This is a genomic window from Oceanicella sp. SM1341 (assembly GCF_003448965.1).
GTDB lineage: Bacteria > Pseudomonadota > Alphaproteobacteria > Rhodobacterales > Rhodobacteraceae > Paroceanicella.
Genome location: NZ_QRGC01000023.1, coordinates 1 through 13989, shown reverse-complemented (window position 1 = coordinate 13989; position 13989 = coordinate 1). Strand labels below are relative to the sequence as shown.

The following is a 13989-nucleotide window of genomic DNA, read 5'->3' as shown; positions in this document are numbered from 1 at the left end:
TACAATCTGGCAAGGGACCGGGCCTTGCCGCGCGCGGGCCGCGACGCAGCCCGGCCTTGCAAATCGGCCGCGCTGCGATAGGGTGCGGTCTGCCTCGGGGGGCCTCATGCAGGCTGAGATGCTCGGACAGAGCGGACCCGTTGAACCTGAACCGGATCGTACCGGCGGAGGGAAGGTCGACGGGCGCTCCGCGCCCGACGCGTGCCTCTCCCGCGCCGGTTGGGAGGATGACATGACCCGACTGCTTCTCGCCTCTGCCGCCGCCGTGCTCACCGCCCTGCCGGCCCTCGCGCAGGAAAAGCCGGTGCTCACCGTCTACACCTATGACAGCTTCACCTCCGAATGGGGCCCGGGCCCGATCATCGAGGAGCGCTTCGAGGCGCAGTGCGGCTGCGACCTCAAGCTGGTGCCCGCCGGCGACGGCGCCGCCCTGCTGGGCCGCCTCAAGCTCGAGGGTGCCCGCACCGATGCGGACGTGGTGCTGGGCCTCGACACCAGCCTCACCGCCGCGGCGCGCGAGACCGGGCTCTTCGCCCCGCACGGCGTGAGCCCCGCGCTCGACCTGCCGGTGGACTGGGACGACGACACCTTCCTGCCCTTCGACTGGGGCTGGTTCGCCTTCGTCTACGACCGCACGAAGCTCGACACCCCGCCCGCGAGCTTCGAGGAGCTGCTCGACGCGCCGGAGGACCTCAAGGTGGTGATCCAGGACCCGCGCAGCTCCACCCCCGGGCTGGGCCTGCTCCTCTGGGTGAAATCCGTCTACGGCGACGAGGCCGAAGCCGCCTGGGCCCGGCTGAAGCCGCATGTCGTCACCGTGACCGCCGGCTGGACCGAGGCCTACGGCATGTTCCTCGAGGGGGAGGCCGACATGGTGCTCTCCTACACCACCTCGCCGGCCTATCACCTGATCGCCGAGGATGACGACACCAAGGCCGCCGCCGTGTTTGCCGAGGGCAACTACCTGCAGATCGAGGTGGCGGGCAGGCTCAAGGACAGCGATCAGCCCGAGCTCGCCGACGCCTTCCTCGCCTTCATGCTCACCGATGCCTTCCAGGACGCGGTGCCGACCACCAACTGGATGTACCCCGCCGTGACCCCGGCCGGCGGCCTGCCGAAGGGCTTCGAGACGCTGGCGAAGCCGGCGAAATCGCTGCTGGTTCCCGCCGATGAGGTGCCGGCACTGCGCGAGGAGGCCCTGGCCGAGTGGCAGGCGGGGCTGGGGAACTGAGCCTCTCTCCCGCCCGGATCGCCGGGGGCGTCGCACTCGCGCTGGTGGTGGCCCTGTGCCTCGGCACGCTGCTGCCGCTGGTGCTGGCGGCCGAGCCCGGGCGCGGCATCGGGCCGGCCGACCGCGCGGCGATCCGCTTCACCCTGTTCCAGGCCACGCTCTCGGCCGGCCTCAGCGTGCTGCTCGCCATCCCGGTGGCGCGGGCGCTGGCGCGGCGGCGCTTCCCGGGGCGCGAGGCGCTGGTCACCCTGCTCGGCGCGCCCTTCCTGCTGCCCACCATCGTGGCCGTGCTGGGGCTGATCGCCATCTGGGGGCGCTCGGGGCTCGCGAGCCGCGCGCTGGGGCTCGCCGGGCTCGGCCCGCTCGATGTCTACGGGCTGGGCGGGGTGCTGCTGGGGCATGTGTTCTTCAACCTGCCGCTGGTCACTCGCATGCTGCTGCAGGGCTGGGGCGCCATCCCGGCCGAGCACTGGCGGCTCGCGGCCCAGCTCGGCATGGGGCCGGGCGCCGTGTTCCGCCATCTCGAGGGGCCGATGCTGCGCGAGGTGCTGCCCGGCGCCTTCCTGCTCGTCTTCCTGCTCTGCTCCACCAGCTTCGCGGTGGTGCTCGCACTCGGCGGCGGGCCGGCGGCCTCCACCGTCGAGCTCGCGATCTACCAGGCGCTGCGCTTCGACTTCGACCTCGGCCGGGCGGCGCTGCTGGGGCTGGTGCAATTCGCCATCTGCCTCGTGCTCGCGGCGGGGCTGCTGGCGCTGGGGCGGCAGGCGGGCTTCGGCCAGGGCCTCGGCGGCCCGGTTGCGCGGCATGACGCGGCCCGCCCGCTCGCCCGCGCCATCGATGCCGGCGCCATCCTGTTCGCCGCAGCCTTCCTGCTGCTGCCGCTCGGCGCGGTGGTGGTGCGCGGGCTGCCGGCGCTCATCGCCGGGCTGCCGGCGCAGGTCTGGCCGGCGCTGCGCGTGTCGCTATCGGTGGCGGTGCCCTCGGCGCTGCTGAGCCTCGCGCTGGCGCTGGCGCTGGCGGGGCTGGTGACCTCGGTGCGCCGCGGCCTGCTGGCGGAAGCGCTCACGCTCATGGGGCTCGCGGCCTCGCCCTTCGTGATCGGCACCGGGCTGTTCCTGGTGCTGAACCCGCTGGTGAACCCGTTCGCGCTCGCCATCCCGGTCACCCTGCTGGTGAACGCGGTGATGAGCCTGCCCTTCGCCATGCGGGTGATGGTGCCGGCCATGCGCCGCGCGCGCGAGGATTACGGCAGGCTGGCCGATTCGCTGGGCATGTCGGGGGTCTCGCGCTTCCGGCTCGCGGTCTGGCCGGCGCTGCGCCGCCCGGCGGGCTTTGCCGGCGGCATCGCCGCGGCCCTCAGCATGGGCGACCTCGGGGTGATCGCGCTCTTCGCCGACCCCGAGACCGCAACCCTGCCGCTCACCATGTACCGGCTCATGGGCGCCTACCGGATGGAGGCGGCGGCGGGCACGGCGCTGCTGCTGCTCCTCCTCTCCCTCGCGCTGTTCTGGATCTTCGACCGCGGAGGACGCTGGCTTGATCGTGCTTGAGACCCTGGTGCTGCAGCAGGGCGACTTCCGCCTCGAGGCCGACTGCCGCTTCCGCGAGGGCGCGGTGACGGCGCTGATCGGCCCGTCCGGCGCCGGCAAGTCGACCCTGCTCTCGGCCATCGCCGGCTTTCTCGCGCCGGCGCGGGGCAGGGTGCTGATCGGGGGCGAGGACATGACCGGTCGCGCCCCGGCAGACCGCCCGGTGACCATGCTGTTCCAGGAGCACAACCTCTTCCCCCACCTGCGGGTGTGGCAGAACGTGGGCCTGGGGCTCGACGCGCGGCTGCGCCTCGACCGCGCGCAGCGCGCCGAGGTGGACGCCGCCCTCGCCGAGGTGGGTCTCGCCGGCACGGGCGAGAGGCGGCCGGCGGAGCTGTCGGGCGGGCAGCGCCAGCGCGTTGCGCTCGCCCGCGCCCTGCTGCGCCGCAAGCCGGTGCTGCTGCTCGACGAGCCCTTCGCCGCCCTCGGACCGGCGCTGCGCACGGAAATGCTCGCCCTCGTCGCCGGCATCGCGGAGCGCGAGCGCATGAGCGTGCTCATGGTCACCCACATGCCGGGCGACGCGCGGGCCATCGCGGCCGAGACCGCGCTCGTGGCCGAGGGCCGGGTGGCGCCGCCGCGCCCCACCGGCCCGATGCTCGATGCGCCGGAAGGCGCGCTCGCCGCCTATCTGGGGGCGGCCGGCTGAGCCACGAAAAAGGGCGGGCCCCTGCGGGCCCGCCCTTCCTGTCTCGCGGGGGAGGTGGCGCCGTCAGTCCTTGCGCTTCACCTTGGCCCAGAGCTTCTTGTTGGTGAGGTAGAGCAGCACCGCGAAGATGCCGAGGAACACCACAGCGGTGAGGCCGGCATCCTTGCGCGCCATCATCTTCGGCTCCGCCGTCCACATCAGGAAGGCCGAGACGTCCTCCGCCATGTGGTCCACGTCGGCGGGGTGGCCGTCGATGTAGGTGACGGCGTCATCCATCAGCGGCGGCGGCATGGAAATCCAGCCGGAGGGGAAGGCGTGGTTCTCGTAATAGGTCACGCCGGCCTGCTCCATGGTCTCGCCGGTGTAGCCGGTGAGGATGGCGTGGATGTATTCCGGGCCGCCGATGCCGTTGACGAACTGGTTGATGCCGGTGCCCGCCGGGCCGTGGAAGCCGGCGCGGGCCTTGGCCATCAGGCTCAGGTCCGGGGCGCCGGCGCCGGTGTTGGGCGGGAACTTGTCCGACAGGGCCGCGGGGCGGAACTCGCCGGTTTCGGCGTCCTCCACCTCGTAGAAGGCGGTGAAGGCGCGCACCTGCTCCTCGGCGAGCTCCGGCCCGCCGGGGTCTCCGAGGTTGCGGAAATACACCTGGCGGATGCCGTGGCAGGCCGAGCAGACCTCCTGGTACACCTGCAGGCCGCGCTGCAGCTGGTGCTGGTCGAAGGAGCCGAAGGGCCCCTCGAAGGAGAAGTCGACATCCTCGATGTGCCCGCCGCCCTCGGCCGCAGCCCCCGGAAGGGCTGCGAGGGCGAGACCGGCCGCGGCCAGCAGGGAGAGGAGGGGTTTCTTGATCATGGTCGTTTTCCTCGCTCGTCCGTCATTCGGCCGGATTGGCTTTGGGCGGGTAATGCGCATCGAAGTCTTCCTCGATGGTCGCCGGCACCGGAAGCGGCTTCTCCAGGATCCCCAGCAGCGGCAGGATCACGATGAAATAGCCGAACCAGTAGATCGTGCCGATCACCGAAATGGTGGAGTAGGGCTCCTCCGCCGGCATGCCGCCGCACCACATCAGCACGAAGAAGTCGAGCACCAGCAGCCAGAACCACCACTTGAACATCGGCCGGTAGCGGCCCGAGCGCACCCGGCTGGTGTCCAGCCAGGGCACCAGCGCCATGATGGCGATGGAGCCGAACATCACCAGCACGCCGGTGAACTTCGCGGTGAAGGGCAGCAGGTACATGATCCACAGATCGTCGGTGATGGCGCGCAGCATGGCGTAGAACGGCAGGAAGTACCATTCCGGCACGATATGCGCGGGCGTCGCCAGCGGGTTGGCCTCGATGTAGTTGTCCGGGTGGCCGAGGTAGTTGGGCATGAAGCCCACGATGGCGAAGAACACCACCAGCACCACCACGAGGGCGAAGAGGTCCTTGATCACGAAATAGGGCCAGAAGGGCAGGGTGTCCTTCTTCGCGGTCGCGATGTCCTTGCGGCGCACCTCGACCCCGGTGGGGTTGTTGTTGCCCGTGGTGTGGAAGGCCCAGACGTGCACGATCACCAGCCCGGCGATGACGAAGGGCAGCAGGTAATGCAGCGAGAAGAAGCGGTTGAGCGTGGCGTTCGCCACGGCGGGCCCGCCCAGCAGCCATTCCTGGATCGCGGGGCCCACGCCCGGCACGGCGCCGAACAGCCCGGTGATCACCGTGGCGCCCCAGAAGGACATCTGGCCCCAGGGCAGCACGTAGCCCATGAAGGCGGTGCCCATCATCGCGAGGTAGATCAGCATGCCGATGATCCAGGTGATCTCGCGCGGCGCCTTGTAGGAGCCGTAGTAGAGGCCGCGGAAGATGTGCAGGTACACGGCGATGAAGAACAGCGAGGCGCCGTTGGCGTGCAGGTAGCGCAGCGCCCAGCCGCCGTTCACGTCACGCATGATGTGCTCGACGCTGTCGAACGCGTGGTCGACATGCGGGGTGTAGTGCATCACCAGGACGATGCCGGTGATGATCTGCAGCGCCAGGCAGAAGACGAGGACGATGCCCCAGATCCACATCCAGTTGAGGTTCTTCGGAGTGGGGATCATCAGCGTGTCGTAGAGCAGGCTCACGACCGGAAGGCGCGAATGCAGCCATTTCTCGATGCCGGTCTTCGGTTCGTAATGCTCGTGCGGGATGCCAGCCATTGTTATGTCCTCCCTCAGCCCAGTTTGATGACCGTGTCGGACATGAACGACGCCGTCGGAACCGGGAGGTTCTGCGGTGCCGGACCTTTCCGGATACGCCCGGCGGTGTCGTAGTGCGAGCCGTGGCAGGGGCAGAACCAGCCGTCGAAGTCGCCTGCATTGCCCAGCGGCACGCAGCCGAGGTGGGTGCACACGCCCATCATCACCAGCCATTCGCCGTTCTCGTCGAGCGCGCGGTCCTCGTCGGTGGCGGGGGCATCGGCGGGGAGATTCGCGTTGCGGGCGATCGGGTCGACGAGCTCGCTCAGCGCGACGGCGCGGGCCTCCTCGATTTCCTCAGGCGTGCGGCGACGCACGAAGACCGGCTTGCCGAGCCATTTCACCGTGAGCTGCGTGCCCGGCTCGACGCCGGAGACATCGACCTCGATGGACGAGAGGGCCTGCACGTCGGCACTCGGATTCATCTGGTTGACGAGCGGCCAGATGGCCGCGCCCGCCGCAACAACACCGGCAGCGCCCGTCGTGACGTAGAGAAAATCGCGGCGTGTGCCAGTCGCTTCTTCTTCTTGAGACACTGGTCTCTCCCTCGGTCTATGCCCTTTTATCGGACATCGTGAATGCTTGGTGCCCTGTGCAGGTGCCGGATTCGACCGCCTCGATTACACAGCCCTGTGATCCCGGTCCATCGGACAGTCCGACGCAGAGGGCGCGCACAGGCAACCCCCCGCGGCAAAACGGGGCCTGTCCGGGACGCTGTGTCGCGGGGGAGGGCGGGTTTGGCTCGGAACGTCATCGGGTGTACGCGGGCCTCTGGCTTGCAACTGGCGGGGCGACATGGACTTACGAGAACGCGAAACCGATTTCACTTCGATTAACTGCCGGTCGCTTCGGCTGGCGAGCTATCAGCCCGACATCCCGCAGAATCTCGGCGGCATGATCCGACTCGCGGCGTGTTTCGGCATCGCTCTGGATGTGATCGCTCCCTGTGGTTTTCCGTTTTCGACCCGCGATGTGCGCGTTTCTTCGCTAGACTATGCCAAACATGCACAAATTCTGCACCATGCATCTTGGTCGCGCTTCCAGGAACAGCGTGGCGGCCGCCTGGTGGCGATGACGACCGCCGCCGCCGCGCCGCTGTGGAGCTTCGCCTTCCGCCCCGGAGACGTGGTCCTGATGGGCCGCGAGAGCGCCGGCCTGCCCGACGAGGTGCATGCCGCGGCGGATGCGCGGCTCTTCATCCCCATGCCCGGCGGCGGGCGCTCGCTCAACGTCGTGGCCGCCGCCGCCATCGCCGTGGCAGAAGCGCAACGCCAGTTCGCGCTTGCGTGAAAAGCGCTCCCGCACTGCGGGAAACACTTGTCCGGCGGGGGATTCGGCGCTAGGTTTCCTATCGGAAACAACCCCCGGCTTCGGGAGAGCGTACGGATGAGGGCGGCCCGGCTCGACGGGTGCCCGGCCCCGTGCCGCCGAAGGAGCAACCGCCCCGGAATCTCTCAGGCAAAGGGACCGGAGCCGGGTGATGAAACTCCGAAGAGTGGCCTTCGCGGCCCGCCGAAGGAGCAAGCGGTGCGAACAGCCCGTGAAACTCTCAGGCCTTTGACGGAGGGGGTGCAGGCGCGGCGAGAGCCGCGGGCAACCCCTTGTCATGCGGAGACCGCACATGAAACACATCGCAGTTCTCGGGGCCGGCATCACCGGCGTGACCACCGCCCATGCCCTGATGGACAAGGGCTACGAGGTGACGGTCTACGACCGGAACCGCTACGCGGCGATGGAGACCAGCTTCGCCAACGGCGGCCAGCTCTCGGCCTCCAACGCCGAGGTGTGGAACAGCTGGGCGACCGTGCTCAAGGGCATCAAGTGGATGATGCGCGCCGATGCGCCGCTGCTGGTGAACCCGAAGCCCTCCTGGCACAAGTATTCCTGGATGCTCGAGTTTCTCGGCCACATCCCCAACTACCGCGCCAACACCATCGAGACCGTGCGCCTGGCCCTGCAGGCCCGCGAGGCGCTGTTCGACATGGCCGCGCGCGAGGGCGTGGATTTCGACCACGAGACCCGCGGCATCCTGCATGTCTACAAGAGCGCGAAATCCCTCGCCGCCGCCGACCGTGTCTCGAAGCTCTACGCCGAGGGCGGGCTGAGCCGCCGCCGCGTGACGCCCGAGGAGATGACCGAGATCGAGCCCGCCCTGGGGCGTGACTACGTGGGCGGCTGGTTCACCGAGAGCGATTCGACCGGCGACATCCACAAGCTCACCGTGGGCCTGGCCGAGGCGATCCTGCGCCGAGGCGCCCATGTGCACTACGGCCGCGAGGTGACGAAGGTCGCCGCCGAGCAGGGCGGCGTGCGCGTGTTCGCGCAGGGCGACGCGCCGGCCTTCTACGACGGCATCGTGGTCTGCGCGGGGGTGCACAGCCGCAGCTTCGCCTCCCAGCTCGGCGACCGGGTGAACATCTATCCGGTGAAGGGCTACTCCATCACCGTCGAGCTCGACGAGCCGAGCCAGGCCGCCGCCCCCTGGGTGAGCCTGCTCGACGATGACGCCAAGATCGTCACCTCGCGCCTCGGCGCCGGGCGCTTCCGCGTCGCCGGCACGGCGGAGTACAACGGCTACAACCGCGACATCCGCGCCGACCGCATCCGCCCGCTGGTGGACTGGGTGGCGACCAACTTCCCCGGCGTGCGCACCGAGCGGGTGGTGCCCTGGGCCGGCCTGCGCCCGATGATGCCGAACATGCTGCCCCGGGTGGGCCGCGGCCGCGCGCCGGGCGTGTTCTACAACACCGGCCACGGCCACCTCGGCTGGACCCTCTCCGGCGCCACCGCCCGCATCCTGGCCGACGTGGTGGCCGGGACCGAGGCCGCCGCGGCGCCGAAGCCCGTGGCGCTCGGATCCGCTCAGCCCGCCTGAGCTTGCGCGCGGCGCGCCGGGCCTGACCCGGCGCCTCCCGCCCGCCGCTTGCCCGCCGCTCAGAGCGCCAGGAAGGCCTGGATGATGAAGGCGTTGGCGAGGTCGACGAAGAAGGCCGAGACCAGCGGCAGGATGATGAAGGCCACCGGCGAGGGCCCGTGCCGCTTGGTGACCGCGGTCATGTTGGCGATGGCGGTGGGCGTGGCGCCGAGGGCGAAGCCGGCGAAACCCGCGCCCAGCACCGCGGCGCGGTAGCCCCGCCCCATCAGCGGGAACAGCACGAAGACGCAGAACGCCAGCGTGAGCGCCACCTGCAGCGCGAGGATGCCGACCAGCGGCCCGGCGAGGCCCGCGAGCGTCCAGAGCTGCATGCTCATCAGCGACATGCCCAGGAACACGCTCAGCGCGAATTCCGACACCAGCGCCAGCATCGGCGTGCCGCTCACCCTTGGTGCGCGCGGCAGCGCCAGCGGCTGGAGGTTGGCGATCACGATCCCCACCAGCAGGCAGGAGACGAAGAGCGGCAGCCGCACCCCGGCGGCGGCGATCAGCCCGTCGAGCCCGTATCCCAGCAGGATGGCGAGGTTGACCGTGAGCAGGCAGCGCAGCAGCGCGACATAGCCGAAGGCGACGCCGGCCTCCTCGTGGTGCCGCAGGCCCACCATGGGCGGCGCATCCTCCACCTCTGGCGAGAGATCGTGGCGCGCGATGAGGAACTGCGCCACCGGCCCGCCGATGAGGGCGGCCAGCACCAGCCCGAAGGTGGCGGCGGCGATGCCGATCTCGGCTGCGCCCTCGATGCCGGTGGCCGCGATCTCCGGCCCCCAGGCGATGGCCGTGCCATGCCCGCCGATCAGCGCCGCCGAGCCGACCAGCACCGAGAGCCCGGTGGGCAGGCCGAACAGCGTGACGCCCAGCAGGCCGACGATGTTCTGCAGCACCATGAAGGCGAGGGTGAGCCCCAGCAGCACCGCCAGCGGCCGACCGCCGCGGCGCAGGTCGGCGAAGCGCGCGTTCAGCCCGATGGTGGTGAAGAACACCACCAGCAGCGCGTCGCGCACCTCGAGATCGAAGGACAGCTCGGTGCCGGTGCCCGCCTGCAGCGCCCAGGCGCCGAGCGCCACCGCCAGCCCGCCGGCCACCGCCTCGGGAATGCTGACGCGGCGCAGCAGACCCACCCGGCGGGTGAGCATGTCGCCGATGAAATGCACCACCATGCCCAGGGTGAAGGCGATGAAGGAGGATACCTCGACGACATGGCCCATGGACGGCCTCCGTTGCTGGCGCCTCCGGCCCGGCCCCGGGGCCGGGCATGCCCCGTCGCCGGGCGGCGCGTGTCAGGGTCTGCCCCCGGCGCAGGGCCGGGGGTTGCGCGCCCCGAAGGGGCTCAGAGGCTCGCGACGATGGCGGCGGCCGCGGCGGCGGGGTCTTCCGCGGCCCAGACCGGCCGGCCCACCACGATATGGTCGGCGCCGCTGGTCACCGCCTCTGCCGGGGTGGCGATGCGCTTCTGGTCGTCGCTCGCGGTGCCTGCCGGGCGCACGCCGGGGGTGACGATGAGCTTGCCCTCCGCCTCGGGCAGGGCGCGGATGGCGGCGGCCTCCTGCGGCGAGCAGATCACCCCGTCGGCCCCGGCGGCGAGGGCGCGGCGCGCGCGCTCCACCGTCACCGCCTGCATCTCGCCCGCCTCGATCATCGCGGCGTCGAGGTCGGCGCGGTCGAGGCTGGTGAGGATGGTGACCGCGAGGATGCGCGTCACCGCGTCACCCCGGCCCTTCACCGCGGCGCGCACCACGTGGGGGTCGCCGTGCACGGTGAGGAAGTCGAGGTCGAACTGCGCCAGCCCGCGCACCGCGTTCTCCACCGTGGCGCCGATGTCGAAGAGCTTCATGTCGAGGAACACGCGCTTGCCGCGCTCCTTGAGCTCGTTTGCCAGCGCCAGCCCGCCGCCGGTGAGCATGCCGAGCCCGATCTTGTAGAAGCCCACCGTGTCGCCCAGCTTTTCCACCAGCGCGAGGGCGGAGAGCGCATCCGGCTGGTCGAGGGCCACGATCAGGCGGTCGCGCGGAAGGGTGGGGCTGGTCATCGGACTCTCCTCGGGTGCTGCTGCTGGTCGGATCGGGGGCGCGCGACAGGGCCGGCCGCGCAGCCCAAGCCGATACGCGAAAGGCGCGCCCGCGTCCACCCTGACGGGGCCCCGGGCGGACCGCAGGGGCCATTGGCACCGGGTTTTCCGCAGGCTGGCCCGTTTCTTGCTAATCACGCGCGATCATATACTTGCAACCTCGCTTCGCCTGCCCCATCTCCTCATCAAAGGGCTGCGCCATGCCGGGCAGCCCGGACAGTGAATGGACCGTGGCCGGTGCGCCTTTCGGGCGCCGGCGAACCGGTGCCGAGAAGGAGAGATGCACATGAACTTCGAGAAGTTCACCGAGCGCGCACGCGGGTTCATCCAGGCCGCCCAGACCATCGCGATGCGCGAATCCCACCAGAGGTTCCTGCCCGAGCACCTGCTCAAGGCGCTTCTGGATGACGACCAGGGGCTGGCCGGAAACCTCATCCGCTCCGCCGGGGGTGAGCCTTCGCGCGCGCTCGAGGGGGTGAACGCCGCACTCGCCAGGCAGCCCAAGGTGTCGGGCGGCGGCCAGATGTACCTCGACAGCGCGACCGGCCAGGTGCTGGCCGAGGCCGAGAAGGTCTCCGACAAGGCGGGCGACAGTTTCGTGACCGTGGAGCGCCTGCTCACAGCACTTGCCATCGTGAAATCGGGCGCCTCGGACATCCTCAAATCCGCCGGCGCCACGCCGCAGAAGCTCAACGAGGCGATCAACGCCGTGCGCAAGGGCCGGACCGCCGACAGCGCCACCGCCGAGGACGGGTTCGACGCCCTGAAGAAATACGCCACCGACCTCACCGCCGCCGCGCGCGAGGGCAAGATCGACCCGGTGATCGGCCGCGACGAGGAGATCCGCCGCTGCATCCAGGTGCTGAGCCGGCGCACGAAGAACAACCCGGTGCTGATCGGTGAACCCGGCGTGGGCAAGACCGCCATCGCCGAGGGCCTCGCCATGCGCATCGTCAACGGCGACGTGCCCGAGAGCCTGGAGAACAAGCGCCTGATGGCCCTCGACATGGGCAGCCTGATCGCCGGCGCGAAATACCGCGGCGAGTTCGAGGAGCGCCTGAAGGCGGTGCTAAAGGAGATCGAGGCCGCCGCCGGCGAGGTGATCATCTTCATCGACGAGATGCACACGCTCGTGGGGGCCGGCAAGTCCGACGGCGCGATGGACGCCTCGAACCTGCTCAAGCCCGCACTTGCCCGCGGCGAGTTGCACTGCATCGGTGCGACCACGCTCGAGGAATACCGCAAGCACGTGGAGAAGGACGCGGCCCTGGCCCGTCGCTTCCAGCCGGTGATGGTCTCCGAGCCCACGGTGCAGGACGCGATCTCGATCCTGCGCGGCATCAAGGAGAAATACGAGGTGCACCACGGCGTGCGCATCACCGACAGCGCGCTGGTGGCCGCCGCCACCCTCTCGGACCGCTACATCGCCGACCGCTTCCTGCCCGACAAGGCCATCGACCTGATGGACGAGGCCGCGAGCCGGCTGCGCATGGAGGTCGACAGCAAGCCCGAGGAGCTCGACGCCCTCGACCGCGAGATCCTGCAGAAGCAGATCGAGGCCGAGGCGCTGAAGAAGGAGCATGACGCGGCCTCGCAGGAGCGGCTGGAGCGGCTGGAGAAGGAGCTCTCCGAGCTCAGCCAGCACTCGGCCGAGCTCACCGCCCGCTGGCAGGCCGAGCGCGACAAGCTCGCCGGCACCCGCGACGTGCAGGAGCAGCTCGACCGTGCCCGCAACGACCTCGAGCTCGCCAAGCGGGCGGGCGACCTCGCCAAGGCAGGCGAGCTCTCCTACGGCGTGATCCCCTCGCTGGAGAAGCAGCTGAAGGAGGCCGAGGCCGCTGCCGGCGGGCTCGACGTGATGGTCGAGGAGGCGGTGACGCCCGAGCACATCGCCCAGGTGGTGGAGCGCTGGACCGGCATCCCGGTCGACCGCATGCTGGAAGGAGAGCGCGAGAAGCTGCGCCACATGGAGGAGGCGCTGGGCAAGCGCGTCATCGGCCAGCGCGAGGCGGTCTCGGCGGTGTCGAACGCGGTGCGCCGCGCGCGGGCGGGGCTCAACGACCCCAACCGGCCGCTGGGCAGCTTCCTGTTTCTCGGCCCCACGGGCGTGGGCAAGACCGAGCTCACCAAGGCGCTCGCCGAGTTCCTGTTCGACGACGACCAGGCCATGGTGCGCATCGACATGTCCGAGTTCATGGAGAAACACGCCGTGAGCCGGCTGATCGGCGCCCCTCCGGGCTATGTCGGCTACGACGAGGGCGGCGTGCTCACCGAGGCCGTGCGCCGGCGCCCCTACCAGGTGGTGCTGTTCGACGAGGTGGAGAAGGCGCATCCGGACGTGTTCAACGTGCTGCTGCAGGTGCTCGACGACGGGCGCCTCACCGACAGCCAGGGCCGCACGGTCGATTTCCGCAACACGCTGATCGTGCTCACCTCCAACCTCGGCGCCCAGGCGCTCTCCACCCTGCCCGAGGGCGGTGACATGGCCGCGGCGCGGCGCGAGGTGATGGCGGCGGTGCGGGCGCACTTCAAGCCGGAGTTCCTCAACCGGCTCGACGAGCAGGTGATCTTCGAGCGCCTGAGCCGCGCGCACATGGACGGGATCGTCGAGATCCAGCTCGCCCAGCTCGCGCAGCGGCTGGAGGAGCGCAAGGTGACGCTCGACATCACGCCCGAGGCCCGGCAGTGGCTGGCGAACCGCGGCTACGACCCGGTCTACGGCGCGCGCCCCCTGAAGCGCGTGATCCAGCGCGAGCTGCAGAACCCGCTGGCCGAGCTGCTGCTTTCCGGCGAGGCGGGCGAGGGCACGCGCATCCCGGTCACCGTCGGCCCGGACGGGCTCATCGTGGGCGACCGGATCGCCGCCCACCCGGAGGACGACCCGGTCACCGTGCACTGAGTCTGCCGCGGGGCTCCCTGCGCGACTCGCAGGGCCCCCTCCCGCCCGGTTCCGCGGGGCAGGGGAGGGGGCCCAGACGCTGCAAATCTGTGGAAAATGGGGATAAATCCCCGTCGGAAGGCGCCTCGCGGGGCGCCTTCTACCATATCTGGGGGCGGGCGCTTTCCGGGCCACCAGAGCGAAATCTTTTTGTCATTTGGCTGTTGACGCCCCCCGGGGAATCCCCTAGATACCCCTCACCGGCAAGACGAAACGCCTCGCCGGTGACATCAGGCGGCAGGAAATCGGGCGGAGCGCCTTGAGCGCAACCGAAGTTCTGTTGTCTCGCTCTTTGAAATGATTGGAAGAAGAAGGGATATGCGGGGTGTTCGGCTCGTTTCGACGAGAGGAACTTCGCATATCG

11 protein-coding genes and 2 riboswitches are annotated in these 13989 nt (G+C 70.1%); of the genes, 6 read left to right on the top strand and 5 right to left on the bottom strand.

The window, feature by feature from the left end; translation table 11 throughout:
* The first annotated feature begins 85 nt into the window (after positions 1 to 85).
* Positions 86 to 190, top strand: a riboswitch (TPP riboswitch).
* A gap of 42 nt (positions 191 to 232) precedes the next feature.
* From thiB to D3P35_RS18225, 3 genes are read left to right on the top strand one after another with little or no spacing between them, the layout of a single operon-like run.
* Entirely contained in the window at positions 233 to 1231 is a 999-nt protein-coding gene (gene thiB / locus D3P35_RS18235; protein ID WP_118136463.1) for a thiamine ABC transporter substrate binding subunit, read from the top strand.
* The gene (locus tag D3P35_RS18230; RefSeq protein WP_232830548.1) at positions 1207 to 2781 is read left to right on the top strand and encodes a thiamine/thiamine pyrophosphate ABC transporter permease ThiP; all 1575 of its coding nucleotides are present in this window, start codon (positions 1207 to 1209) and stop codon (positions 2779 to 2781) included. The genes thiB and D3P35_RS18230 overlap by 25 nt, the downstream gene beginning before the upstream one ends.
* On the top strand, positions 2768 to 3469 hold the full coding sequence (locus D3P35_RS18225; protein WP_118136461.1) for an ATP-binding cassette domain-containing protein: 702 nt from the start codon (positions 2768 to 2770) through the stop codon (positions 3467 to 3469). Before D3P35_RS18230 ends, D3P35_RS18225 begins: the two co-directional genes overlap by 14 nt.
* A gap of 63 nt (positions 3470 to 3532) precedes the next feature.
* Here D3P35_RS18225 and D3P35_RS18220 read toward each other — a convergent pair whose 3' ends face one another.
* Genes D3P35_RS18220 through petA form a run of 3 tightly spaced genes read right to left on the bottom strand, consistent with a single transcriptional unit; the run spans position 3533 to position 6223 of the window.
* Positions 3533 to 4321 carry a cytochrome c1 gene (locus D3P35_RS18220; RefSeq protein WP_118136459.1) on the bottom strand — a complete coding sequence of 263 codons (789 nt, stop codon included), beginning with the start codon at positions 4319 to 4321 and terminating at the stop codon, positions 3533 to 3535.
* A 22-nt stretch (positions 4322 to 4343) separates the two neighbouring features.
* Complete coding sequence (locus tag D3P35_RS18215; RefSeq protein ID WP_118136457.1) at positions 4344 to 5648, bottom strand: cytochrome b N-terminal domain-containing protein; 1305 nt, start codon at positions 5646 to 5648, stop codon at positions 4344 to 4346.
* A gap of 14 nt (positions 5649 to 5662) precedes the next feature.
* Entirely contained in the window at positions 5663 to 6223 is a 561-nt protein-coding gene (petA, locus tag D3P35_RS18210) for a ubiquinol-cytochrome c reductase iron-sulfur subunit (RefSeq protein ID WP_118136455.1), read from the bottom strand.
* A gap of 259 nt (positions 6224 to 6482) precedes the next feature.
* Here petA and D3P35_RS18205 point away from each other — a divergent pair, with 259 nt between their 5' ends.
* Together D3P35_RS18205 and D3P35_RS18200 are read left to right on the top strand one after the other, a co-directional pair.
* Positions 6483 to 6977 carry a tRNA (cytidine(34)-2'-O)-methyltransferase gene (locus tag D3P35_RS18205; protein WP_118136453.1) on the top strand — a complete coding sequence of 165 codons (495 nt, stop codon included), beginning with the start codon at positions 6483 to 6485 and terminating at the stop codon, positions 6975 to 6977.
* 188 nt (positions 6978 to 7165) lie between these two features.
* A riboswitch (glycine riboswitch) is annotated at positions 7166 to 7261 on the top strand.
* Between the two features lie 47 nt (positions 7262 to 7308).
* Positions 7309 to 8562 (top strand): D-amino acid dehydrogenase, encoded by a 1254-nt coding sequence (locus D3P35_RS18200; RefSeq protein WP_118136451.1) that lies wholly within the window; start codon positions 7309 to 7311, stop codon positions 8560 to 8562.
* A 59-nt stretch (positions 8563 to 8621) separates the two neighbouring features.
* Here D3P35_RS18200 and gltS read toward each other — a convergent pair whose 3' ends face one another.
* Positions 8622 to 9827 (bottom strand): sodium/glutamate symporter, encoded by a 1206-nt coding sequence (gene gltS / locus D3P35_RS18195; RefSeq protein WP_118136449.1) that lies wholly within the window; start codon positions 9825 to 9827, stop codon positions 8622 to 8624.
* 122 nt (positions 9828 to 9949) lie between these two features.
* On the bottom strand, positions 9950 to 10648 hold the full coding sequence (gene pyrF / locus D3P35_RS18190) for an orotidine-5'-phosphate decarboxylase (protein WP_118136447.1): 699 nt from the start codon (positions 10646 to 10648) through the stop codon (positions 9950 to 9952).
* A gap of 325 nt (positions 10649 to 10973) precedes the next feature.
* On the opposite strand from pyrF, the gene clpB reads away from it, so the two are divergent.
* Positions 10974 to 13586 (top strand): ATP-dependent chaperone ClpB, encoded by a 2613-nt coding sequence (gene clpB / locus D3P35_RS18185; RefSeq protein ID WP_118136445.1) that lies wholly within the window; start codon positions 10974 to 10976, stop codon positions 13584 to 13586.
* The last annotated feature ends 403 nt before the right edge of the window (positions 13587 to 13989 follow it).